This window comes from Faecalimicrobium sp. JNUCC 81, from assembly GCF_053667625.1.
The window spans coordinates 1,974,026-1,997,846 of record NZ_CM132203.1 but is presented as its reverse complement, the minus strand read 5'-3'; the positions used below and the strand labels follow the sequence as shown (position 1 = coordinate 1,997,846).

Sequence of the window (23,821 nt, the reverse complement as noted above, 5' to 3'; positions counted from 1 at the left end):
CGACTGGTCGGTCGGAAAAATTATTAGGGAGAATTTTATATGTTTTCAAAATTTAGCGTAAAAAGGCCTTTTACAGTTTTTGTATCAGTAATACTAGTTATTATTTTAGGAGCAGTATCTTTTACAGGAATGACAACAGATTTATTACCTAAAATAGATTTGCCATATGTTATTGTAATGACAACATATCCGGGAGCAAGTCCTGAAAAAGTAGAAGAATCAGTAACAAAACCATTAGAAAAAGTTTTAGCAACAACTAATGGTATCGAGGATATTAATAGTGTATCGAGTGAAAATTCAAGTATGATTATGCTTGAATTTAATCAGGGTATGAATATGGATAGTGCAATGATTGATTTAAGTGGAAAAATAGACTTAGTAAAATCACAATTATCTGATGAAGTAGGTACACCTACACTTATGAAAATGAATCCAGATATGATGCCTATAATGGTAGCAAGCGTGGATATAAATAATCAAGATATAAAAGAAATATCTAGTATAGTAAAGTCAGATGTAATACCAACTTTTGAAAGAATAGATGGGGTAGCTTCAGTTGATGCAACAGGATTATTAGAAGAAAGTATAAAAATAACTCTAGATGATAGCAAAATTGAAAATCTTAACAATAAGTTAAAGAACTCTATTGATTCAAAAATGGCATCATCTAAAGCTGAATTAAATAGTGCAAAGAAAAAAATAGCTGATGGTAAAGTTCAATTAGAACAACAAAGTAAAGATAAAAATCAAGAACTTTCAAGTGGAAGTAGTGCAATACAGGAAGGTAAGGTAAAACTTCAAAGTGCGCTTAGCCAATTACCTACTGCACAAAAAGAATTAGAAAATCAAAAGAATCAGTTAATAAGTCAAAAGAATTCATTAGAAGAAATAATTAAGAAGCAAGAAGAAAATAAAATAGAAATAAGTGATAAACAAAAAGAAGCTTTATTACAGCTTGAATCCGGAATTAAAGTTTTTGATGAAAAACTAAACGAAATTAATTCTCAAAAGTCATCTTTAGAAAAACAACTAAAAGAATTAAATGATAAAGAGAAACAATTAGAAGCTGGTAAAGCTACCTTAAACTCAGAACTAAATAAAGCATCAGCTACACTTGCAACTAGTGAAGCAGAGCTTGAAAAGTCATCTAAAGAACTTGAAAAAGCACAGGAAGAAGCTTATAAAAATGCAGATTTAGGAAAGAACATAACAAAAGAAAATTTAAGCCAAATACTAGCAGCTCAAAACTTTTCAATGCCAGCAGGTTATATTAGTGAAAATGAAGAGCAATACATAGTTAAAATAGGAGATAAAGTTTCAAATATAGAAGATTTAAATAAATTAGTACTACTTAATATTGATGGAGTAGGAGAAATAAAAGTTGAAGATGTAGCCAATGTTACCCTTACTGATAATGCAGATAAAATGTATGCAAAAATTAATGGTAATGATGGAATAATACTATCTTTCCAAAAGCAAAGTACATCATCTACATCAGAAGTTTCCAAGAGAATTAATGAAAATATAAAAAAACTTACAAGTGAAAATAAAGATATGCATATAACTCCCCTACAAGACCAAGGTGTATATATTGATATAGTTATTAAATCAGTTTTAAGTAATCTTGTATTAGGTGGATTGCTTTCAGTAGTTATACTATTTGTATTCTTAAAAAGTATTAGACCAACAATAATAATAGCATTTAGTATTCCAATAAGTGTACTATTTGCAATTACTATGATGTATTTTAGTAACGTAACAATGAACATTATATCTCTGTCAGGATTAGCACTTGGCGTTGGAATGCTTGTTGATAATAGTATAGTAGTAATTGAAAATATATATAGATTAAGAAATGAAGGTATGAATGCTGTAAAAGCTTCAGTAAAAGGAGCAAATCAAGTTGCAGGAGCAATATTTGCATCAACACTAACAACAGTATGTGTATTCTTACCAATAGTATTTACACAAGGATTATCTCGTCAGCTATTTACAGATATGGGTCTTACAATTGCATGTTCATTAATAGCAAGCTTAATAGTGGCACTTACATTAGTTCCATCAATGTCATCAACAATGCTTAAATCAAATATTCAAAAAGAACATAAATTATTTGATAAGTTTGTAAATTTATATGAAAAATTACTTAAAATAAGCCTTAAACATAAATTTATAGTACTAATAGGATCTTTAGTTTTACTTATAGGAAGTGCAGTTTTAATTATATCTAAAGGAACTATATTAATGCCTGAAAGTGATAGTACACAATTATCGGTTACTTTAGAAATGCCAAAAGGGTCAAAAGCACAAGATACAAGAGATATGAGTGAAGTTATAATTGATAGGATTACAAAAATTGAAGATGTAGATACAGTTGGAGCACTTCAAAGTAATGGAGAATTTTCTATGTTTGGAGGAGGTAAAAATAGTGTATCTTTCTATGTTTTATTAAAAGAGGGTAAGAAATTATCAAGCCAAGAAGTAGCAGATATAATAACTAAAGAAACATCAGACTTAAAAGCAGATATAAAAGTTAATTCTTCAAATATGGATATGTCAGCATTAGGCGGCTCAGGAATCCAAGTAACAGTAAAAGGAAATGATTTAGATAAACTAAAAGATATAGTTAAAGATGTAACTGATATTTTAGAAAAAACAGAAGGTACAACTGAAATAGATAATGCTTTAGGAGATGGAAATAAAGAAACAAAAATTACTGTAGATAAAGAAAAGGCTATGGCGTATGGTCTGACAGTAGCTCAAGTTTACCAAGAAGTATCAAAGGCATTAAAAAATGAGAACACTGCAACTACATTAAATGTTGGTTCAGATGAATATTCAGTAATTGTAGTAGATGATAAAAAAGATACATTAAGTAGAGAGAGCTTATCAGGATATAAAATAAAAACTGGGAAAGAGAATAAAGAAGTTGAAATTAAATTAAGTGACATAGCTACAATTAAAGAAGTAGAAAGTCTTGAATCTATAAAGCATGAAAGACAGGTAAGAAATATAGAAATAACTGCATCAATAGATAAAAAACATAATATTGGATTAATAAGTAAAGAAGTTGACTTAAAATTAAAAGAGTATAATTTGCCTAATGGATATAGTATAGAAATGGGTGGAGAAAAAGAATCTATGGATAGCGCTTTTGGTGATTTAATTAAAATGATTACATTAGCCATAGTATTTATATACTTAATAATGGTAGCACAATTCCAATCATTATTATCTCCATTTATAGTATTATTTACAATTCCACTTGCATTTACAGGAGGATTTTTAGGACTTTTAATAACAAATTTTGAACTAAGTATGATATCCATGTTAGGTTTTTTAATGCTTGCAGGTATAGTAGTTAACAATGGTATAGTATTTGTTGATTATGTAAATCAGTTAAGACTTACTGGAATGGATAAGAAAAAAGCATTAATAGTAACAGGAAGAACAAGAATAAGACCAATACTTATGACAGCACTTACAACAATACTTGGGCTTTCAACTTTAGCACTAGGAATAGGAACAGGAGCTGATATGATTCAGCCAATGGCAATAGTTACAATTGGAGGGCTTAGCTATGCAACAATTTTAACACTATTTGTAGTTCCGATTATGTATGATATACTTAATCGTAAAGAGTTAAAACCAATCATAATAGATGAGGAGGATATGTAGTGGAAAATAACACTCACTCTGAAAAAGAAATACTGATTTTCAATGCAGTAACTAAGCTTATGCATGAAGGTATTAAACTTCATACAGTTAAAGTAGCTGATATTGCAAAGGAAGCTGGTATTGGTAAAGGCACTATTTACGATTACTTTAAATCTAAAGAAGAAATTTTAGAAAAAGCATTACTCTATAATATGAATATAGAACTATCTGAAACTTTAGAAAAGATTAATGAAAAAGATGGTTTTAAAAATAAATGTTATATTGCTTTAGATATAGTTGCAAAAGGTGCAAGAGATTACAGCTCTGCTACAAATATATTATTTTCTAATTTAAGCCATCATGAGTTTAAAGAAATCCTAGAAAATAATAAAGAATATATTAATAGCAGATATAATTTGTTAAAAGGAACAATAGAAGATATAGTGTCACTTGGGGTATCAGAAAATATAATTAAAGAACAAGAAGATAAAGAATATCAAATTATGGTATTTGAAAGTGTAGCTATGGGATTTGGAAATACTATGTGTATTAACAAAGAAGAAGATAAAGAAAAAATTGAAAAAGCTAAATATAGGGCATATAAACTACTTCTAAAGGGATTAAATTAATAAAAAATCGTATCTTAACAGATACGATTTTTTTGTATTAATTTTAAAGATTATATTGTATAATGTATTAAGGGGACTTATATGTTTAGCTTTACATATATTTGAAGTCTCTTTTTTTATATAATAAAAATAAGATAAAATTAAATATAAAGCTTAAAGGAGAAACAATGCTATTTAAAGATTTAGATATAATAGAGCCTATTAAAAAGGCATTAGAAGAAGAGGGATATAAAAAACCAACACCAATACAAGAAAAGTCTATACCATATTTATTACAAGGACATGACTTACTTGGATGTGCTCAAACAGGTACAGGAAAAACAGCATCTTTTGCTATTCCAATATTACAAAATATATATAAAGATAAAAATTCATCAAAAGGGATAAAAGCAGTAATATTAGCACCTACTAGAGAACTTGCCATACAAATAGAGGAAAACTTTGAAATTTACTCAAAGTATATGAATATAAAGAACCTAGTTATTTTTGGTGGAGTATCTCAAAATCCTCAAACAAAGGCATTAAAAGAAGGGGTAGATGTATTAATAGCTACTCCGGGTAGAATGCTTGATTTATATAATCAAAAGTTTATAGATTTAAGAAATGTAAAATACTTTGTACTTGATGAAGCAGATAGTATGCTTGATATGGGTATGATTCATGATGTAAAAAGAATAATAAAGCACATGCCGACTAAGCGTCAAAATATATTTTTCTCAGCAACTATGCCAAAAGAAATATCAAAACTAGCAGATTCTATATTTAAAAAACCTAAAAAAGTAGAAGTTGCACCAGTATCATCTACTACTGAAACTGTTGACCAAAGTATATACTTTGTAGGTAAAAAGCAAAAGAAAGATTTACTTATAGACTTATTAAAAGATAAATCTATGGAATCTGTATTAGTATTTTCCAGAACAAAGCATGGAGCGAATAAAATTACAACACAACTTATAAACTCTGGTATACAATCATCTGCTATTCATGGGAACAAGTCTCAAAATGCTAGACAACTTGCTTTAAATAATTTTAAAGAAGGTAAAATAAGAGTATTAGTAGCAACAGATATAGCAGCAAGAGGAATTGATATAGATGAACTATCTCATGTAATAAACTATGATTTACCAGAAGTTTCTGAAACTTATGTTCATAGAATAGGTAGAACAGGAAGAGCTGGTAAAAGTGGAGTAGCTATTTCGTTTTGTTCTATGGAAGAAAGAGATCTTCATAAGTCAATAGAAAAGCTTATAAAGAAAAAAATAAGAGTGATAAAAGACCATTCTCAAAGTGCAAGCGCAAATGATGTTTCAACAAATGATAAAAAGAAAGATAATGATAGAAATAACAATAAGAAAAGCACTACTAGTAATAAAAAAAATATTTCTAACAAAAATAATAAAAATTGGAAGCAATATAGAAAGAAGGATGTTAAAAAAGTTAGTGGCAAATAATATATTTTGCATAGGTATTATGTAAAATATTACAAAAGTGAAAATAGTCATATTTTATTCTACTATATTTATAGAAAAAAAAATCCCTTTTATTTAATATATATAATATAAAGTATATTAATAAAGGGGATTTTTATTATGATAAATAGAATAGTTTTAAATGAAACATCTTATCATGGATCAGGAGCTATAAAAGAAATAGTGAGTGAGGTAAAAGGTAGACGTTTAAATAAAGCGTTTATATGTACTGACCCAGATTTAATTAAATTTGATGTATCAAAAAAAGTTACATCTATATTAGATGAAGCTAATCTTACATACGAAATATACTCTGATATAAAAGCAAACCCGACAATAGAAAATGTACAATCAGGTATTAAGGCTTATAAAAATTCAGGAGCAGATTATGTTATAGCTATTGGTGGTGGGTCTTCTATGGACACTGCAAAAGCTATAGCTATAATTATAAATAATCCTGAATTTGAAGATGTAAGAAGTCTAGAAGGTGTTGCTCTTACTAAAAATAAATGTGTACCAATAATAGCAGTTCCAACAACAGCAGGTACAGCAGCAGAAGTTACTATAAACTATGTAATAACAGATGTTGAGAAAAATAGAAAATTTGTATGTGTAGATACTCATGATATACCAGTAGTGGCAATAATTGATCCAGAGATGATGGAAAGTATGCCCAAAGGTCTTACAGCTGCTACAGGAATGGATGCTCTAACTCATGCAATCGAAGGATTTACAACGGCTGCTGCTTGGGAAATGACTGATATGTTTCATATAAAGGCTATAGAGATAATAGCTAAAAGTTTAAGAGGCGCAGTTGAAAATACTAGAGAAGGCAGAGAAGGAATGGCACTTGGTCAATATATAGCAGGTATGGGATTCTCAAATGTTGGTTTAGGAATAGTTCACTCTATGGCACATCCTTTAGGTGCATTATATGATACACCTCATGGTGTAGCAAATGCGATATTACTTCCTACAGTTATGAAATATAATGCTGAGGCAACTGGAGATAAGTATAAGTACATTGCATCAGCTATGGGAGTTGAAGGAACCGAAAATATGAGTATTGAAGAATATAGAAAGGCTGCAATAGATGCAGTTAAGAAACTTTCTAGTGATGTTGGAATACCTCATAATTTAAAAGAAATAATCAAAGAAGAAGATATTAATTTTTTAGCAGAGTCTGCATATGCAGATGCGTGTAGACCAGGAAATCCAAAAGATACATGTGTTGAAGATATAGTAAATTTATATAAGTCTTTAATATAGCCACAGTGTATTTATTCTAAATAATGTAAAAATAAGTTAATAAAAATACCTCTAGATATCTAATTGATACCTAGAGGTATTTTTATTATAAGTATAACAATTAGACAAAATACTACATAAAATATTATGAAACAAAAATATTTATAGTAGGTGATTTAATTGGAAAATATGTGTTTCTTTGGTTTAAATGGTGAAATTATTACTAGAGATAGCTATGATTATGATTATTTAAGACAAGTGTGGAATAGATCAATACAAAAGTACCCAATAGCTATAGTATATTGTGAAAATTATCAAGATGTAAGTGATGCTATACTTTGGGCTAAAAGTAGATGCGTTCCTATTAGGGTACAATCAGGAGGACATAATTATGAAGGATACTCAACGGGAAATAATGTATTAGTTATAAATATAAGTAGAATGAATAGCATGAAAATAAATTATGTGAATAATACTGTTAAAATAGGTGGAGGTGTAACTAATTCACAATTATATAACTATGTTTCTAGTCAAGGATACCCATTTCCAGGAGGAACTTGTCCAACAGTTGCAGTTAGCGGATATAGTCTTGGAGGAGGATGGGGCTTATCTTCTAGAAAATTAGGTCTCGGATGTGACAGTCTTGTAGAGATAGAATTAATGAATTATAATGGAGATTTATTAGTTGCAAATGAATATATAAATCAAGACTTATTTTGGGCAGTTAGAGGTGCTGGTGGAGGTAACTATGGAGTTGTAGTATCAATGACCTTTAAATTACCAAATAAAGTAGGAAATGTCACATTGTTTGAAATTTATTACCCCAAAGCTAGTATAAACACTCAATGTATATTTTTTGACACATGGCAAAGGTGGATTAGTAAAGTTGATAATGATATAAATATGAGAGCAGGAATATATAATACTTTAGATAGCGGAATGTATGTTTATGCAATAGGAATTTGCTATAAAAATCTATACGAAACTCAAAGACTATTGCAACCATTTTATCAAATACAAGGATCTAATATTAGCCTAAAATATATAACTTTTTTGGAGGCTGTAAATGAAGTGGGTGAAATATATCCTAAATATGAATATTTTAAATCTACAGGTAGATTTGTAGAGAGAGATTTTTCTATAGATGAGATAAAACAAATAGTATCTATTATAAATACTAAAAGACCTGAAGGTTCTATTTTAACATCAGTCAATATGTATGGATTAGGAGGTAAAGTATCTCAAGTTGGTAAATATAATACAGCATTTTACTATAGAGATGCTAAGTATATACTGTTGCTACAATCAGTGTTTGAAAATAATTATTATAAACAAGATAATTATAGGTGGGTATATAATAATTATCCATATATATATAATTTAACTAATGGATCTTATGTTAACTTTCCTTATGATAAGCTTTATGATTATAAATTTGAGTACTATGGAAATAATGTTTTTAGATTGGAGTATATAAAATATAAATATGATCCATGTAATATATTTAGTTTTCCCCAAGGTATAGGTAATAAAAAATAGATTCTTAATATAAAAAATTAAAATAAGTACCTGTGATATGAGTTTATCTAAGGTACTTATTTTAATTTTTTATATGTAATAACATGCTGTAAATACAGTAGTTATCTTATAATGAATTAATATATTTAAATATAAAAATTATTAAAAGTAACCATAAGGGCGATCTTCTTTAATGTTATTAGATAGTAAATATTTTAAATATTTTTTAGGTGTAGTTCCTTTATATTTTTTAAAGGTTTTAATAAAATAACTTACATCATTAAATCCACAGTTAAGCCCAATTTCTGTAATAGGCGAGTCAGTAGTTATAAGTTGTTCACAAGCACTTTCAATACGGTAATAATTTAAATACTCAATGGGTGTTTTATTGGTCATTTCATAAAAAAATCTGCAAAAATATTTTGGAGTCATACATGCTTCTTTAGATAAATCTTCAAGAGATAAAGGTGCCCAATATTTATCTTCTATTAAAGATACCACCTTTTTAAATTGTAGAACTCTTTCCTGATTTTTTTTAGTATCTTTGTTTTTACTTATGTATAATTCATGCTCTAAAATAATTCCTAATAAGTGGTATAAGGACCCTTGAGTAATAAATTCATGGCCAATTTTTTTTGATTTCATTGATTCAAATAAATTACCTAAGCATACTTTCAAGTTACATATATCAGTAGGAAGTTTAGGGAGAACTATTTTTTTTTGATTTATAATATCTTGTATTTGTTTTGTACATGCATTATTTTGTTTTAAAAGTAACTTCATATCAAATACGATACATTCATAAATACAATCTTTAGGTGTACCTCCATGAAAAATGCCATCATGTATAAAAACTACATCTCCTTTTTGTGCTAATATTTTCTCATCATTAGTAACTAGCAAAAATTCTCCTTCTAAAATTCTTATTATTTCATACTCAGTATGCCAATGGTATGGCATGTTATATCTAGGATGGCTTGGAGTAACATGATAAAATTCTATTGGAAAATCAAAAGTACCATGTTGTTTATTCTCTTTATAATCAAAATATTTCAAAGTACTACCTCCTATTTATAAAAAAGTGAATATTATTATATTTTCTGACTATTATATCGCAAGAAAACGTTTATTATAAAGTGTATAATTTAATTAAGAAAGTTAAGTATGAAGAAATTAACCAATTATGTGTAAAATCAAATAAAAATAAATTAAATAAATTGGGGGAGGAATTATTATGGCAAAGAGCAGATTAGTAGGAGAATATCCAGTAATAGGGATAAGACCAACAATTGATGCTAGAAAAGGAGTATTAGATGTACGTGGTTCACTTGAAGAACAAACAATGAATATGGCAAAATCAGCAGCTAAATTATTTGAAGAAAATTTAAAATATTCTAATGGAGAGTCTGTAAAAGTTGTTATAGCAGATACTACAATAGGTAGAGTTCCGGAATCAGCAGCTTGCGCAGATAAATTTAGAAGAGAGGGCGTAGATATAACTCTTACAGTTACTCCATGTTGGTGCTATGGTTCAGAAACAATGGATATGAACCCTATGACTATAAAAGGAGTATGGGGATTTAATGGAACTGAAAGACCAGGAGCAGTTTACCTTGCATCAGTTTTAGCAACGCATGCTCAAAAAGGTCTTCCTGCATTTGGAATATATGGACATGATGTACAAGATGCAGATGCAACTGATATCCCGGAAGATGTTAAAGAGAAATTATTAAGATTTGGTAGAGCCGCAGTGGCAGCAGCCTCTATGAGGGGGAAATCTTATTTACAAATAGGTTCGATATGTATGGGTATAGGTGGTTCTATAATAGATTCAGCATTTATGGAAGAATACTTAGGAATGAGAGTAGAATCAGTTGATGAAACAGAAGTAATAAGAAGAATGAGTGAAGACATATATGATAAAGCTGAATTTGAAAGAGCTTTAAAATGGACTAAAGAAAAGTGTATAGAAGGGTTTGACACTAACCCTGATTATGTTCAAAAAAGCAGAGAGCAAAAAGATGAAGACTGGGAATTTGTAGTTAAAATGATGTGTATAATAAAAGACTTAATGAATGGAAATGAAAACTTACCAGATGGATGTGAAGAAGAAAGGTTAGGGCACAATGCAATAGTGGCAGGTTTCCAAGGTCAAAGACAGTGGACTGATTTTTATCCAAACTGTGACTTCCCAGAAGCATTACTTAACACTTCATTTGACTGGGATGGAGTTAGAGAACCTTATATATTAGCTACTGAAAATGATGTATTAAATGGTATAAGTATGTTATTTGGAAAATTATTAACTAATACTGCGCAAATATTTTCTGATGTGCGTACTTATTGGAGTCCAGATGCAGTTAAGAACGCTACAGGATATGAACTAGAAGGTGTAGCTAAAGAATCTGATGGATTTATACATTTAATAAACTCAGGAGCATCTTGTCTTGATGCTTGTGGTCAAGCAAAAGATGAAAATGGAAATGGAGTAATGAAAGCTTGGTATGATGTAACTAAAGAAGATCAAGAAAATATACTTAAATCAACTACTTGGAATCCTGCAAATAACGGATATTTCAAAGGCGGTGGATATTCTTCGAGATTCTTAACAGAAGCTGAAATGCCAGTAACTATGATCCGTTTAAATTTAGTCAAGGGACTTGGACCTGTTGTTCAATTAGTTGAAGGATACACTGTAAATCTTCCACATGAAGTATCAGATAAATTATGGAAGAGAACTGACTATACTTGGCCTTGTACTTGGTTTGCGCCAAGACTTACAGGAAAAGGTGCATTTAAATCAGCTTATGATGTAATGAATAATTGGGGAGCTAACCACGGAGCAATAAGCTATGGTCATATAGGGGCAGATATAATCACTTTATGTTCTATATTAAGAATACCAGTAAGTATGCACAATATAGAAGAGGAAAAAGTATTTAGACCATCTTGTTGGAATGCATTTGGAATGGATAAAGAAGGTCAAGATTATAGAGCTTGCAAAGCTTATGGGCCAATGTATAAATAAAAAATTTAGCAGGTGATACTATGGAAAATAAAAAACAAGTCTTAGCTTTTGATTTTGGTGCATCTAGTGGAAGAGCCATGCTTGGTGTATTTGATGGGACCAAAATAGATATAAAAGAAATTCATAGATTTTCAAATGACCCTGTAATTTTAAATGGAACAATGTACTGGGATGTACTTAGACTTTTCTTTGAAATAAAGCAAAGCCTAGTAAAATCAAAACAATTTGGTAAAATTGATAGCTTAGGTATAGATACTTGGGGAGTTGATTTTACACTACTTGATGAATATGGTCAACTACTTGAAAATCCAATTCATTACAGAGATGGAAGAACATCTGGAATGATAGAGAAAAGTTTTGAAAAAATATCTAAAGATAGATTTTATGATATAACGGGAAATCAATTTATGGAGATAAATACAGTATTTCAGTTATTATCATTAAAAGAAAAAAGATTACATCTGCTGCAAAGTGCAGATGTGATGCTCCTAATGCCTGATTTATTTAACTATTTATTAACAGGTAAAAAAGTAACAGAAAGCTCAATTGCATCAACAACTCAATTATTTGATGCAAAAAATAGAAGCTGGTCCCATGAAGTAATAGATTCTTTGGGATTACCTAAAAAGCTATTTACAAAAATAGTGCCAAGTGGAACTGTAATAGGAAAAATATCAGAGGATATAAGTGAAGAACTTAAAATAGATATGTTAGATGTAATTGCAGTAGCAGGGCATGATACACAAAGTGCATTAGTTTCTGTTCCAGCAAAAGAAAAAGATTTTATATTTTTAAGCTGTGGAACATGGTCCTTACTTGGAAGCGAAATTGATGAACCGATTATTAATGAAAAATCAAGATATTATAATATAACGAATGAAGGAGCTTATGGAGATAAGTCATCTTTCTTGAAAAATATTATAGGTCTTTGGTTAATACAAGAAAGTAAAAGGCAATGGGAAAGAGAAGGAAAAGAATATAGTTTTACAGAGCTAGAAGATATGGCAAAAGAATCTAAATCTTTTAAATGCTTTATAGATCCAGATGACCCAGTATTTGTACCATCTGGAAATATTCCTCAAAGAATAAAAGATTACTGTTTAAAAACTAATCAAGAAGTACCAGAAAATGAAGGTGAAATTGTCAGATGCATAAATGAAAGTTTAGCAATGAAATATAGATACTCATTAGAAGAAATAAAAGATTGCACCAAAAAAGAATATCAAGATATGTATATTGTAGGTGGAGGAACTCAAAGTAAATTACTATGCCAAATGACAGCAAACTCATGTAACTGTAAAGTTTTTGCAGGTCCTATTGAAGCTACTGTACTAGGAAATATAGCAATACAATTAATGGCAAGTGGAGAAATTGAAAATTTAGGTAAAGCTCGTGAAATAATAAGAAACTCTCAAAAGATATCTTACTACATGCCAAAAGATTTTAATTCATGGAATGTTTTTTATGAAAAGTTTAAAGATGTTATTAAATCTAAGGAGGTAGCTAAATGTTAAAAGGAGTGCCACAAATACTATCACCAGAATTATTAAAGATATTATGTGAAATGGGTCACAGTGATCAAATAGTAATAGCTGATGGGAATTTTCCTACTGAAAGTATAGGAAAAGATTGTAAAGTAGTTCGTTGTGATGGACACGAAATACCAAAATTATTAGAATCAATACTTAAAGTATTTCCACTAGATACTTACATAGAAAGGCCAGTTAAATTAATGGAAGTTATGCCAGGAGATACAGTCAAAACACCTATATGGGATGAATATAAAACCATTATAAGCAAATACGATAATAGAGGAAATGAAGCTATTGGAACAATAGATCGTTTTAAATTCTATGATGAAGCAAAAGATGTTTATGCAATAATAGCAACTGGAGAAAAAGCACTTTACGCAAACGTTATATTACAAAAAGGTGTAGTAGTAGAATAATAGCTAAATTAGGGAGGCAAATATTATGGAATGTACAAAGAATTTAGAATATATGGAAGTTAGAGAACAAATGTGTGATGTATGTCATAAGATGTGGCAATTAGGATGGGTTGCAGCAAATGATGGAAATGTAACTGTAAAATTAGAAGATGGAACTTTTTTAGCAACACCTACTGGAATAAGTAAAAGTTTTATAACTCCAGAAAAATTAGTTCATATAGATGCTAATGGGGATGTTCTTGATGGAGAGGAAGGAGCAAAACCTTCTTCAGAAATAAAAATGCATTTAAGATGTTATCAGGAAAGAGAAGATGTAGGAGCAGTAGTTCATGCTCATCCTCCAACAGCAACTGGATTTGCAGTAGCTCAACTTGATATGGATAGATACACAATGATTGAAACAGTAATAGCAATTGGGTCTATACCAGTTACTCCATATGGAACTCCATCTACACATGAAGTTCCAGATGCTATAGCTCCATATTTAGAGGAACATGATGTTTTACTATTATCTAACCACGGAGCATTAACTGTTGGTTCAGATTTAATAACTGCTTACTATAGAATGGAGACATTAGAATTATTTGCAAAGATAAGCTTAACAGCACACTTACTAGGAGGAGAAAAAGAAATATCAAAAGATAATATCAATAGATTAATAGGTATGAGAAATGGATATGGAGTTACAGGTAGACACCCAGGATTTAAACGCTATAGAAAAATAAATAAGTGTAAGTAAGCTTTAGCAGTGATTGATGAGTAAAATTTATCCATCACTGCTAGATTAAAACTTTATAAATGTATAGGGGGAAAATTTATGGAAGGTAAAGCTAAAAGTGTAGACAATATTTCTGTCGTTCCGAAAAAATACAGAATTCATTTTATAATGCTTATATCATGTTTTGTACTTTGGGGATTATTAAATAATATGACTGATAATCTTGTACCAGCCTTTGGAAAAATATTTATGCTAGAAGCGGCGGATGCTTCACTTACTCAAGTAGCATTTTACGGATCATATGCAGTACTTGCATTACCAGCGGCAATTTTAATAAAGAAATATTCATACAGACATGGTGTGTTAGTAGGCCTTGGATTATATATAATTGGAGCTATAGGATATATACCAGCAGCAATGTTACAAAATTTTAATTTATTCTTAGCATCAGTGTTTGTTTTAGCGGGAGGTCTTTCTATATTAGAAACTACTTGTAATCCATATGTAATTTCATTAGGGGATGAAGAGACTAGTGTTCGTCGCCTAAATCTAGCTCAAGCGTTTAACCCCTTAGGTTCTTTAACGGGTATTATATTAGCTAAATACTTAATATTAGGAAATTTAAATTCTGCAACTTATGAAGAACGTATTGCAATGAGTCCAGAAGCTTTAAGTACAATACGTAGTAATGAGTTATTATGGGTATGTGTACCATATGTAGGATTAGTTATAATAGCTATAGTAATTTGGTGTTTCTTCAAGAAAAATAAAGATTTGGAAAAAGATACTTCAGCAGAACTTCACATAGTACATTCAATAAAAAAACTTATTAAAATACCACGTTATACATTTGGCGTAATAGCTCAATTTTTCTATGTTGGAGTTCAAATAGCTGTTTGGACTTGGACTATAAAATATGTAATGACTACACTAGGACTTGATGAAGCAGCGGCAGCAGAGTACTATCTTATAGCAATAATATCATTTATAATATGTCGTTGGATATGCACAGCCTTAATGAAATACATAGACCCAGCTATAATGATGGCGGTGTTTGCAATAGGTGGTATAGCTTGTAGTTTAGGAACAATATACTTACCAACATATCAATCAGTGTGGTGCTTAGTTGGAATATCAGCTTGTATGTCATTAATGTTCCCAACAATTTATGGTATAGCACTTAAAGATTTAGGTGAAGAAGTTAAAGTTGGTGCTGCAGGACTTATAATGGCAATACTTGGAGGAGCAGTTATAACACCTATTATGGGAAAATTTATAGACAATGGTGCTTTATCTAATATAGTTCCATCTTTTACAGGTGCAGAAGCAGCTGTTCGTTCATCATTTTTAGTACCGGTAATATGTTTTGCAGTAGTTCTTATTTACTCATTATGTTTTAGAACTAAAAAAGAAGCATAATAAAATACTATAATTAAAACTTAATAAAATTAATTTATATAATAAAAATCGTATCTTAATAGGTACGATTTTTTATTGGAAATATTAGCTATTAAAAAAATTAAGTGTGTTTAATATTTTTAAATGAAAAATATTAAATATCGTATATATATAACTAGAGTGACATAAACTACAATAAAAGTAAGTAATCTAACTAAAATAGAGAGGAGAGGATTAATTTATGGGTAAAAAGTTAAATAAAAATACTAAAAATGTATTATTAGGTGTAGGTTCAATCGCAGGAATAGCCACACTAGCTATAATAGGAGTTAAAAAATTTAAAGAAAAACATAAAATAATAGTAAGGTCGATTCCATTTCAAAACAATAATGACAAACAAGTTTACTTTGTAGGAGGAGGTCTAGCTTCTCTAGCAGGAGCAGCATATCTTATAAGGGATTGTAATTTTAAAGGTGAAAATATACATATTATAGAAGGAATGAAAATACTAGGTGGTAGTAATGATGGTGCAGGAGATGTTACCAATGGATTTATATGCCGTGGTGGTAGAATGCTAAATGAAGAGACATATGAAAATTTCTGGGAACTATTTTCAAGCATTCCATCAATAGATTCACCAGGTATGAGTGTTACAGAAGAAATTCTTAATTTTGATCATTTACATCCAACGCGTGCACAAGCTAGACTAGTTGATAAAGATGGAGTTATACAAGATGTAACTAGTATGGGATTTAATAATGCAGACCGTATGGCTCTTGGAAAATTAATGATTACTGCAGAAGAAAAATTAGATGATATGACTATAGAACAATGGTTTAAACATACACCACATTTCTTTACAACAAACTTTTGGTATATGTGGCAAACAACCTTTGCGTTTCAAAAATGGTCAAGCTTATTTGAATTCAAACGTTATATGGAACGTATGATATTTGAATTTTCTCGTATAGAAACATTAGAAGGGGTTACACGTACTCCTTATAATCAATACGAATCAGTAATACTTCCGTTAAAAGAATATTTAGATGAATTTGGAGTTGATTTAAGTATAAATGCTACTGTAACAGATTTAGACTTTAAAGAAGGAGATGAAATTACAGTAACTAAAATTCATATAGAAGACGAAAATGGGAAAAAAGTTATTGAATTAAATCCAGGAGATGTTTGTATTATGACAAATGCTTGTATGACAGATAGTGCTACATTAGGAGATTTTAATACGCCAGCAGAGTATAATCCTAATAAGCCAATATCTGGTGAATTATGGTCAAAGGTAGCTAAGAAGAAACCAGGTTTAGGAAATCCAGAACCATTCTTTGGTAATCCAGATCAAACAAATTGGGAAAGTTTCACAGTTACTTGCAAAGGTAATAAATTGCTAAAATTAATAGAAAAATTCTCAACTAATATTCCAGGAAGTGGAGCATTAATGACATTTAAAGATTCAAGTTGGTTAATGAGTATAGTGGTTGCAGCACAACCACATTTTAAAAATCAAACTATGGATACGACAATTTTCTGGGGATATGGGTTATATACAGATAAGGTAGGTGACTATGTAAAGAAACCAATGCGCGAATGTAGTGGTAAAGAAATGCTAATAGAATTATTATATCATTTGCACATGGAAGATAAAATTGAAGAGATTATGGAAGATGTTATAAATGTTATTCCATGTATGATGCCTTATATAGATGCACAATTCCAACCTCGCAAAATGAGTGATCGTCCAAACGTTGTGCCAAAAGGATCAACTAACTTTGCTATGATTAGTCAATTTGTTGAGATTCCAGAAGATATGGTATTTACGGAGGAGTATTCTGTTCGTGCAGCAAAGATTGCTATATACACTTTATTTAATGTAGCGGATAAGAAAATATGTCCAGTGACACCTTATAAAAAAGACCCTAAAGTATTACTACAGGCACTAAAAACTTCTTATAGATAAAGTTAAAATGATAATATGTATTTAGTACTATATGTCTTTTATAATTTAAAGTTTAATAGCAAAATTTACAAAAGTAAATATAGTATAAAATACATATCATATAAGCAAATTATAATAGAAATTTAAAACATTAAATTTCATAAACTTTAGGAGGTTATTTATGTCAAATAAACCAGCAAATCCAAATGCAAAACAAGCCTTAAATCAAATGAAGCTAGAAATAGCAAATGAAATAGGAATGGATATGAATAATATAAATGGAGCAAGTAAAACTGCTCAACAAAATGGTCAAATAGGTGGGCGCGTTGGTGGAGCTATGAGCAGAAAGTTAGTTGAAATGGGAGAAAAAGAACTGCTTAGAAGATATGGTGGTCAAGAATAATATCAATAAAAATATGGTAGAGAAAAATCTCTACCATATTTTTAATTACTTTACTTTATTAAAAAGCCAGAAGTAATATTTTGTAAATTATGATAAAATGGTTATGTTATTAATAAAAATAATAGCTATAAATTACTAAATAATAATCCTCAAATTTTAAATAAGTAAATAGTAATATATAAGGAGAATAACAATGAAATTATTTATGGAAAAAACAAATGTACAAAAATTTAGTAGTACAAAAGAATTTGTAGAAGAATTTCAAATAGGAGAAGATGATTTTATACTTGTGAGTAAGAGACTTTATGAAAAATACTTTGGTTTATTAGATATAAAAGCAACTGTAATATATAAAAATAAATATGGAGCCGGAGAGCCTACAGATATAATGATGGACAGTTTACTTGAAGATTTTAATAAAAGTAACTGTAAAAGAATTATTGCAATTGGTGGCGGTGCAGTAATTGATATGGCAAAAATACTTGTATTAAAAGATGGAAAATCTGCTGATGATATTTTTAATAAAAGAATTCCTCTTCAAAAAGTAAGACAATTAATAGCGATTCCAACTACATGTGGAGCAGGATCAGAAGTTTCAAATATAAGTGTTACAGAGATGACAAAATTAAATTCTAAATTCGGTCTAGCTATAGACGAGCTATATCCAGATTATGCTGTTCTTATTCCGGAACTTTTAACGGACCTTCCATATAAATTTTTCGCTACAAGTGCAATTGATGCACTTATTCATGCAATAGAATCATTTATGTCACCAAAAGCAAATATGTATACTGAAGTATTTAGCAAACAAGCAATGGAAATGATTTTAGAAGGATTCAAAAAAATTGCAAAAAATGGTAAAGATGCACGATTCTCAATCCTTGACCAATTTCTTACAGCAAGTAATTTAGCAGGAATAGCATTTAGTAATGCTAGTAATGGAGCAGTACATGCTATGAGTTATCCTTTAAGTGGATGTTATCATGTGCCTCATGGTGAAGCTAATTATTTATTCTTTATAGCTGTATTTAAAGAATACAATTCTAAAAATCCAAATGGAAAGATAAAAATACTAAATGATCTTTTAAGCAATATATTAGATTGTGATGTTCATGAAGTATATGAAAAAATTGAAGAATTATTAGATAAGATTATAACTAGAAAGAATTTAAGAGAGTATGGAATGAAAGAAGAAGATATAGAAAGCTTTGCAGCAAGTATTGTTGAAAATCAACAAAGATTACTTAGTCAAGGATATGTTCAATTTTCAGAAGAGGAACTTGCAGGTATTTATAGAAGACTATTTTAAAATTATATAAAGATTACATACAAAATAGGTCTGAGTTTAAGTTCAGACTTATTTTTATACAATATATTAGGACATATATAAATAATAAAAAAATAATTAATATAGTCTATAAGGGGTATAAGTATAAAAATAAGATATTATGATTTTGGAATAATATAAAACTTAAAATAATGTGTTAGATAGTTACAAAAAAGTACCTAATTGCATAAGAAAACATACAGTATTAATATTATTACATAAAGAAGAATAAATTAAAAATTATAGGAGAGTGAACCTTATGGCACAAATAATAAAAACAAATGAATTTTTAAATAGAGTTGAAAATAAAGATGGGATAGTAGTAGTAGACTTCTTTGCAACTTGGTGTGGACCATGCAAAATGTTATCACCAGTATTTGAATCATTAGGAAATGATATGGAAAATGAAGCAGACTTTTTAAAAGTTGATATAGATCAAAGTATGGAATTAGCAGAAAAATTCCAAGTAACTACAGTACCAACAGTAATAGTATTTAAAGAAGGAAAAGAAATGGATAGATTAGTAGGATTTATACCTAAAGAAAACTTAAAAAACAAAGTAGAGTCATACTTATAAGATAAAATGTAATTTAACTAGTTACAAAAAAGTGCCTAGTTGAATAGAGATATATATAGTAGTAATCTAATTATAGAGAGAAAAATAAATCAAAAACTATAGGAGAGTGATCATTATGGCACAAATAATAAAAACAAATGAGTTTTCAAATAGAGTAGAAGATAAAAATGGGATAGTAGTAGTAGACTTCTTTGCAACTTGGTGTGGACCATGTAAAATGTTATCGCCAGTATTTGAATCATTAGGAAATGATATGGAAAATGAAGCAGACTTTTTAAAAGTTGACATAGATCAAAGTATGGAATTAGCAGAAAGATTCCAAGTAAGTACAGTACCAACAGTAATAGTATTTAAAGAAGGAAAAGAAATGGATAGACTAGTAGGATTTATACCTAAAGAAAACTTAAAAAACAAAATAGAATCATACTTATAAAATAAAAAAACTCATTTAAATAAATGAGTTTTTTTATTTTATATATGCTAGTTACTAAAAAGTAACTTATTAAATAATAGCATCTAATTTGATATATTGTTAATAGACACAAAATAGACATAAGGAGAAGGACCATGATAAGTAAAAATATAAAGATTTCAGCAGGCCTGGCAATAGTGGGTACTGCTATATCAATACCTTATACATATGCTAATAATCAAGAAGGAATAGTAAACACAAGTGTTTTAAATATAAGAACTGGACCTAGCACAGATTACAATGTAATATATAAAGCAAAAAAGTCTGAAAAAGTAAGTATTATAGAAAATAATAATGGGTGGCATAAGGTAAAGTTATCAAATGGAAAATTAGGATGGGCAAGTTCTAATTATATAAAAATATCACAAACTAATTCAAACTCGAATGACACAGTACAGAATAACTCAGTAAGTTTGTCTGGACAAAAAGGTAAAGTAAATGTTAGTTCAAAGTTAAACTTAAGAAAAGAAGCCTCAACGAATTCTTCGATAATTACTAAACTAAGTAACGGGCAAGTTGTTAATCTATTAGAAAAAAGTAATGGATGGTACAAAGTAAAATTATCAAATGGACAGGTAGGATGGGCAAGTTCTGATTATATAAATTTATATAAAGTAGAAAGCAATAATAAACCAGCGGAATCTGATAATGAATCAAAACCTCAATTAAATAAAGTACAAGCAATAGTAAAAAAAGCTCATGAACAATTAGGAAAGCCATATGTATGGGGAGCAGAAGGACCAAATAGTTTTGACTGTTCTGGGCTAGTTCATTATGTATATGGTCAACATGGAATAAAAACACCGAGAGTATCAAGAGATCAATATAAAGCAGGAAAATCTGTAAGTCAATCGAATTTACAACCTGGAGATTTAATTTTTTCTAGTACAGATGGAAGTGGAAGAGTAACTCATGTTGGAATCTATGTAGGAGAAGGTAAAATGATACATGCCCCTAATTCTAAAGGTGTAGTAAAAAAAGTAGATATAAACGCATCTTATTGGCAAAAGGCATATGTTGGAGCTAAAAGGATAATATAGATGGAGGAAACATGTTTAAATTAATAGATATAGAGTCGAAAAAAATAATTGATAAATATTTTGATTTAGTAGATTATGAAGCCTGTGAATATTGTTTTACGACTTTATATATGTGGAAAGACTTATATAATATAAAATACTACCAAGAAGAAAAATTTATAATAATATCTGGAGAGTATGAGGGAAAATTTTTCTTCATACAACCACTTGTATCTAAAGATAATATAGAGTATGCTATGCATTTTATACTCAATTATTTTAAAGAGAATAATAAAAAACTAATTTTAAAAGCAATAACAAAAGATTTTATAGATTATATAGAAAGTGAATATCCAAATAAATTTAATTATATGGAAGATAGGGATAATTTTGATTATGTTTATGAAGGTGAAAGTTTAAGAACTTTAGTCGGAAAGAAAAATCAAAAGAAAAGAAACCACTTAAATTATTTTTTAAAAGAGTATGATAATATTGAATATAAATCATTAAACGAAAGTAATTTTAATGAATGTATAGAATTATTAGATAGTTGGATGGATAATAAAGAAATAGATAAAGAATTAGAAACTGAAAAAAAAGCTATAGACAAAATATTTAAAAACTATAAATATTTAAAAGATAAAATAAAAGTTGGAGGAATATATATTGATAATAAATTACAATCATTTTCTATAGGTGAAATACTGACTGATGATATGGCATTAATACACATTGAAAAAGCCAATCAAGATATTAGAGGTTTATATCAATATATTAATCAACAATTTATAGTTAATGAATTTAATGAAGCTAAGCTTATAAATAGAGAAGAAGATTTAGGAATAGAAGGTCTTAGAAAAGCAAAGCTTTCATATCATCCAATAAAATTTACTGAAAAATACACAATAACAGTGTTATAAATAAAAAAGAGCATATATCTATGCTCTTTTTTATTTATATAAATTAGGTTACTAATAAGTGCCTAATTGTTGGATATAAAGACAATTGTTATAGTCAATATATAAATTAACTAAAGAAAGGCTAATTAATGTAATTAGACAATAGGTGAAATTATGAGATATGATATAGCAATAGTTGGTAGTGGTCCTGCAGGACTTGCAGCAGCAGTAAATGCAAAAATTAGAAATAAAAACATAATTGTATTTGGAAATGACAATATAAGTGCAAAGCTTGTAAAAGCGCCATCAATAGATAACTACTTAGGTATTAATAATATAAGTGGATTAAACTTAAAAAATAAATTTAAAGAGCATATAGATGAGATGGGTATAGAAATAACTGAAAAAAGAGTTAACAATATATACAGTATGGGTGAGTACTTTGCAATAACTTGTGGTGATGATATGTATGAAGCGACTACAGTTGTATTAGCAACTGGTGTAGAGTATGGAAAAATGTTAAAAGGTGAAGAAGAATTTTTAGGAAAAGGTGTAGGATACTGTGCAACATGTGACGCAATGCTATATAGAAATAAAGATGTTGCAATAATAGGACATAATCATGAAGCAGAAGAAGAAGCAAACTTTTTAAGTGAAATAGCAAAAAGTGTTACTTATATACCTATGTATAAATTAGAAAGTAAGCTTAATGACAGTATAAATATAATGGAAGATAGACCAGTAGAAATAAAGGGAGATAAATTAGCTAATAAATTAGTATTAAAAAATAGTGAACTAGATATAGATGGTATTTTTATAATAAAAGATAGTGTTTCTCCAAAATATATGGTTCCAGGATTAGAAGTTGAAGAACCTCATATAAAATGTGATAAAGACATGAAGACTAATATTGAAGGTTTATATGTGGCAGGAGATTGTGCTGGTAAGCCATATCAATATTTAAAATCAGCAGGGCAAGGTCAAACTGCAGTATCTAGTGCTATTTCATACTTAGATAAAAAAAGGATTAAAAATAAAATGGCTGTAAACGCTTAATATAATTAACAAAAACTCATTGGCACTTTGCTAATGAGTTTTTTATTTGAAAACTAACTTACAAATGGTATAATATAAAAAATTAATAAATGACAAAGTTAATTAAATGGGAGGATATAAAATGCAAAACATGTATAGTATAGATGAAATAATATATGATTGTCCAGTGGAAGCTTTATCTAGTATATTAGGGAAAAAATGGGTTGCAGGAATAATATGGGAGCTTCAAAATAAAAAAGTTAGATTTGGAGAGTTACAAAGAAGCCTTGAAGGATGTAGTAAAAAGATGCTAACACAACAACTTGAATTATTAATAAATAATGACATTGTAGTTAATGATAAAAAAATAAGCAATAATGCTGTGGAATCTACTTATTACCTGAGTGAATCAGGATTAGCATTACTTCCTATTATGGAGACAATGATTTATTGGAGCAATAGTAACCTTGCTTGTGGTAAATAAAAAATTGAATACTAAGGGTAGTTACAAAAAAGTGCCTAATTGAG

General features: G+C 29.0%; 20 protein-coding genes. 19 read left to right on the top strand and 1 reads right to left on the bottom strand.

The annotated features are described in order from the left end of the window. The first annotated feature begins 39 nt into the window (after positions 1-39). From JNUCC81_RS09875 to JNUCC81_RS09855, 5 genes are all read left to right on the top strand, one after another. Entirely contained in the window at positions 40-3,678 is a 3,639-nt protein-coding gene (locus tag JNUCC81_RS09875; RefSeq protein WP_454093306.1) for an efflux RND transporter permease subunit, read from the top strand. After that, positions 3,678-4,286: a TetR/AcrR family transcriptional regulator gene (locus JNUCC81_RS09870; RefSeq protein ID WP_454093305.1), complete on the top strand. Its 609-nt coding sequence runs from the start codon at positions 3,678-3,680 to the stop codon at positions 4,284-4,286. The genes JNUCC81_RS09875 and JNUCC81_RS09870 overlap by 1 nt, the downstream gene beginning before the upstream one ends. Before the next feature lie 167 nt (positions 4,287-4,453). Continuing rightward, the gene (locus tag JNUCC81_RS09865; RefSeq protein ID WP_454093304.1) at positions 4,454-5,737 is read left to right on the top strand and encodes a DEAD/DEAH box helicase; all 1,284 of its coding nucleotides are present in this window, start codon (positions 4,454-4,456) and stop codon (positions 5,735-5,737) included. A 138-nt stretch (positions 5,738-5,875) separates the two neighbouring features. Next, positions 5,876-7,024, top strand: coding sequence for a lactaldehyde reductase (gene fucO / locus JNUCC81_RS09860; protein WP_454093303.1), 1,149 nt, complete (start codon positions 5,876-5,878; stop codon positions 7,022-7,024). A gap of 168 nt (positions 7,025-7,192) precedes the next feature. Beyond that, on the top strand, positions 7,193-8,542 hold the full coding sequence (locus JNUCC81_RS09855; RefSeq protein WP_454096389.1) for an FAD-binding protein: 1,350 nt from the start codon (positions 7,193-7,195) through the stop codon (positions 8,540-8,542). 141 nt (positions 8,543-8,683) lie between these two features. On the opposite strand, the gene JNUCC81_RS09850 is transcribed toward JNUCC81_RS09855, so the two are convergent. Beyond that, positions 8,684-9,577, bottom strand: coding sequence for an AraC family transcriptional regulator (locus JNUCC81_RS09850; protein WP_454093302.1), 894 nt, complete (start codon positions 9,575-9,577; stop codon positions 8,684-8,686). A 178-nt stretch (positions 9,578-9,755) separates the two neighbouring features. On the opposite strand from JNUCC81_RS09850, the gene JNUCC81_RS09845 reads away from it, so the two are divergent. From JNUCC81_RS09845 to JNUCC81_RS09780, 14 genes are all read left to right on the top strand, one after another. Further along, complete coding sequence (locus JNUCC81_RS09845; protein ID WP_454093301.1) at positions 9,756-11,549, top strand: L-fucose isomerase; 1,794 nt, start codon at positions 9,756-9,758, stop codon at positions 11,547-11,549. A gap of 20 nt (positions 11,550-11,569) precedes the next feature. Then, positions 11,570-13,063 (top strand): rhamnulokinase, encoded by a 1,494-nt coding sequence (locus JNUCC81_RS09840; RefSeq protein ID WP_454093300.1) that lies wholly within the window; start codon positions 11,570-11,572, stop codon positions 13,061-13,063. Then, positions 13,057-13,497, top strand: coding sequence for an RbsD/FucU family protein (locus tag JNUCC81_RS09835; protein WP_454093299.1), 441 nt, complete (start codon positions 13,057-13,059; stop codon positions 13,495-13,497). Before JNUCC81_RS09840 ends, JNUCC81_RS09835 begins: the two co-directional genes overlap by 7 nt. 25 nt (positions 13,498-13,522) lie before the next feature. After that, complete coding sequence (locus JNUCC81_RS09830; RefSeq protein WP_454093298.1) at positions 13,523-14,236, top strand: class II aldolase/adducin family protein; 714 nt, start codon at positions 13,523-13,525, stop codon at positions 14,234-14,236. A 78-nt stretch (positions 14,237-14,314) separates the two neighbouring features. Beyond that, positions 14,315-15,634: an L-fucose:H+ symporter permease gene (fucP, locus tag JNUCC81_RS09825; protein WP_454093297.1), complete on the top strand. Its 1,320-nt coding sequence runs from the start codon at positions 14,315-14,317 to the stop codon at positions 15,632-15,634. A 220-nt stretch (positions 15,635-15,854) separates the two neighbouring features. Next, positions 15,855-17,582, top strand: coding sequence for an oleate hydratase (locus tag JNUCC81_RS09820; RefSeq protein ID WP_454093296.1), 1,728 nt, complete (start codon positions 15,855-15,857; stop codon positions 17,580-17,582). Positions 17,583-17,742: 160 nt separating this feature from the next. After that, entirely contained in the window at positions 17,743-17,964 is a 222-nt protein-coding gene (locus JNUCC81_RS09815; RefSeq protein WP_042274249.1) for an alpha/beta-type small acid-soluble spore protein, read from the top strand. A gap of 193 nt (positions 17,965-18,157) precedes the next feature. After that, positions 18,158-19,273: a 4-hydroxybutyrate dehydrogenase gene (locus JNUCC81_RS09810; protein ID WP_454093295.1), complete on the top strand. Its 1,116-nt coding sequence runs from the start codon at positions 18,158-18,160 to the stop codon at positions 19,271-19,273. A gap of 277 nt (positions 19,274-19,550) precedes the next feature. Next, complete coding sequence (gene trxA / locus JNUCC81_RS09805) at positions 19,551-19,868, top strand: thioredoxin (protein ID WP_454093294.1); 318 nt, start codon at positions 19,551-19,553, stop codon at positions 19,866-19,868. A gap of 115 nt (positions 19,869-19,983) precedes the next feature. After that, positions 19,984-20,301 (top strand): thioredoxin, encoded by a 318-nt coding sequence (gene trxA / locus JNUCC81_RS09800; RefSeq protein WP_454093293.1) that lies wholly within the window; start codon positions 19,984-19,986, stop codon positions 20,299-20,301. Positions 20,302-20,435: 134 nt separating this feature from the next. Further along, positions 20,436-21,380 carry a C40 family peptidase gene (locus JNUCC81_RS09795; protein ID WP_454093292.1) on the top strand — a complete coding sequence of 315 codons (945 nt, stop codon included), beginning with the start codon at positions 20,436-20,438 and terminating at the stop codon, positions 21,378-21,380. A gap of 11 nt (positions 21,381-21,391) precedes the next feature. Further along, positions 21,392-22,279, top strand: a complete 888-nt coding sequence (locus JNUCC81_RS09790; protein ID WP_454093291.1) for a DUF2156 domain-containing protein — start codon at positions 21,392-21,394, stop codon at positions 22,277-22,279. Positions 22,280-22,432: 153 nt separating this feature from the next. Next, entirely contained in the window at positions 22,433-23,314 is an 882-nt protein-coding gene (locus JNUCC81_RS09785) for an NAD(P)/FAD-dependent oxidoreductase (protein ID WP_454093290.1), read from the top strand. Between the two features lie 121 nt (positions 23,315-23,435). Next, positions 23,436-23,777, top strand: a complete 342-nt coding sequence (locus JNUCC81_RS09780; protein ID WP_454093289.1) for a winged helix-turn-helix transcriptional regulator — start codon at positions 23,436-23,438, stop codon at positions 23,775-23,777. Positions 23,778-23,821: the final 44 nt, after the last annotated feature.

Coding starts and splice junctions, on each gene's coding strand:
- trxA (WP_454093294.1), top strand. CDS start 19,551: ATGGCACAAATAATAAAAACAAATGAATTTTTAAATAGAGTTGAAAAT.
- JNUCC81_RS09865 (WP_454093304.1), top strand. CDS start 4,454: ATGCTATTTAAAGATTTAGATATAATAGAGCCTATTAAAAAGGCATTA.
- JNUCC81_RS09810 (WP_454093295.1), top strand. CDS start 18,158: ATGAAATTATTTATGGAAAAAACAAATGTACAAAAATTTAGTAGTACA.
- JNUCC81_RS09835 (WP_454093299.1), top strand. CDS start 13,057: ATGTTAAAAGGAGTGCCACAAATACTATCACCAGAATTATTAAAGATA.
- JNUCC81_RS09855 (WP_454096389.1), top strand. CDS start 7,193: ATGTGTTTCTTTGGTTTAAATGGTGAAATTATTACTAGAGATAGCTAT.
- JNUCC81_RS09830 (WP_454093298.1), top strand. CDS start 13,523: ATGGAATGTACAAAGAATTTAGAATATATGGAAGTTAGAGAACAAATG.
- JNUCC81_RS09790 (WP_454093291.1), top strand. CDS start 21,392: ATGTTTAAATTAATAGATATAGAGTCGAAAAAAATAATTGATAAATAT.
- JNUCC81_RS09840 (WP_454093300.1), top strand. CDS start 11,570: ATGGAAAATAAAAAACAAGTCTTAGCTTTTGATTTTGGTGCATCTAGT.
- JNUCC81_RS09820 (WP_454093296.1), top strand. CDS start 15,855: ATGGGTAAAAAGTTAAATAAAAATACTAAAAATGTATTATTAGGTGTA.
- JNUCC81_RS09795 (WP_454093292.1), top strand. CDS start 20,436: ATGATAAGTAAAAATATAAAGATTTCAGCAGGCCTGGCAATAGTGGGT.
- trxA (WP_454093293.1), top strand. CDS start 19,984: ATGGCACAAATAATAAAAACAAATGAGTTTTCAAATAGAGTAGAAGAT.
- JNUCC81_RS09845 (WP_454093301.1), top strand. CDS start 9,756: ATGGCAAAGAGCAGATTAGTAGGAGAATATCCAGTAATAGGGATAAGA.
- JNUCC81_RS09875 (WP_454093306.1), top strand. CDS start 40: ATGTTTTCAAAATTTAGCGTAAAAAGGCCTTTTACAGTTTTTGTATCA.
- fucP (WP_454093297.1), top strand. CDS start 14,315: ATGGAAGGTAAAGCTAAAAGTGTAGACAATATTTCTGTCGTTCCGAAA.
- fucO (WP_454093303.1), top strand. CDS start 5,876: ATGATAAATAGAATAGTTTTAAATGAAACATCTTATCATGGATCAGGA.
- JNUCC81_RS09815 (WP_042274249.1), top strand. CDS start 17,743: ATGTCAAATAAACCAGCAAATCCAAATGCAAAACAAGCCTTAAATCAA.
- JNUCC81_RS09780 (WP_454093289.1), top strand. CDS start 23,436: ATGCAAAACATGTATAGTATAGATGAAATAATATATGATTGTCCAGTG.
- JNUCC81_RS09785 (WP_454093290.1), top strand. CDS start 22,433: ATGAGATATGATATAGCAATAGTTGGTAGTGGTCCTGCAGGACTTGCA.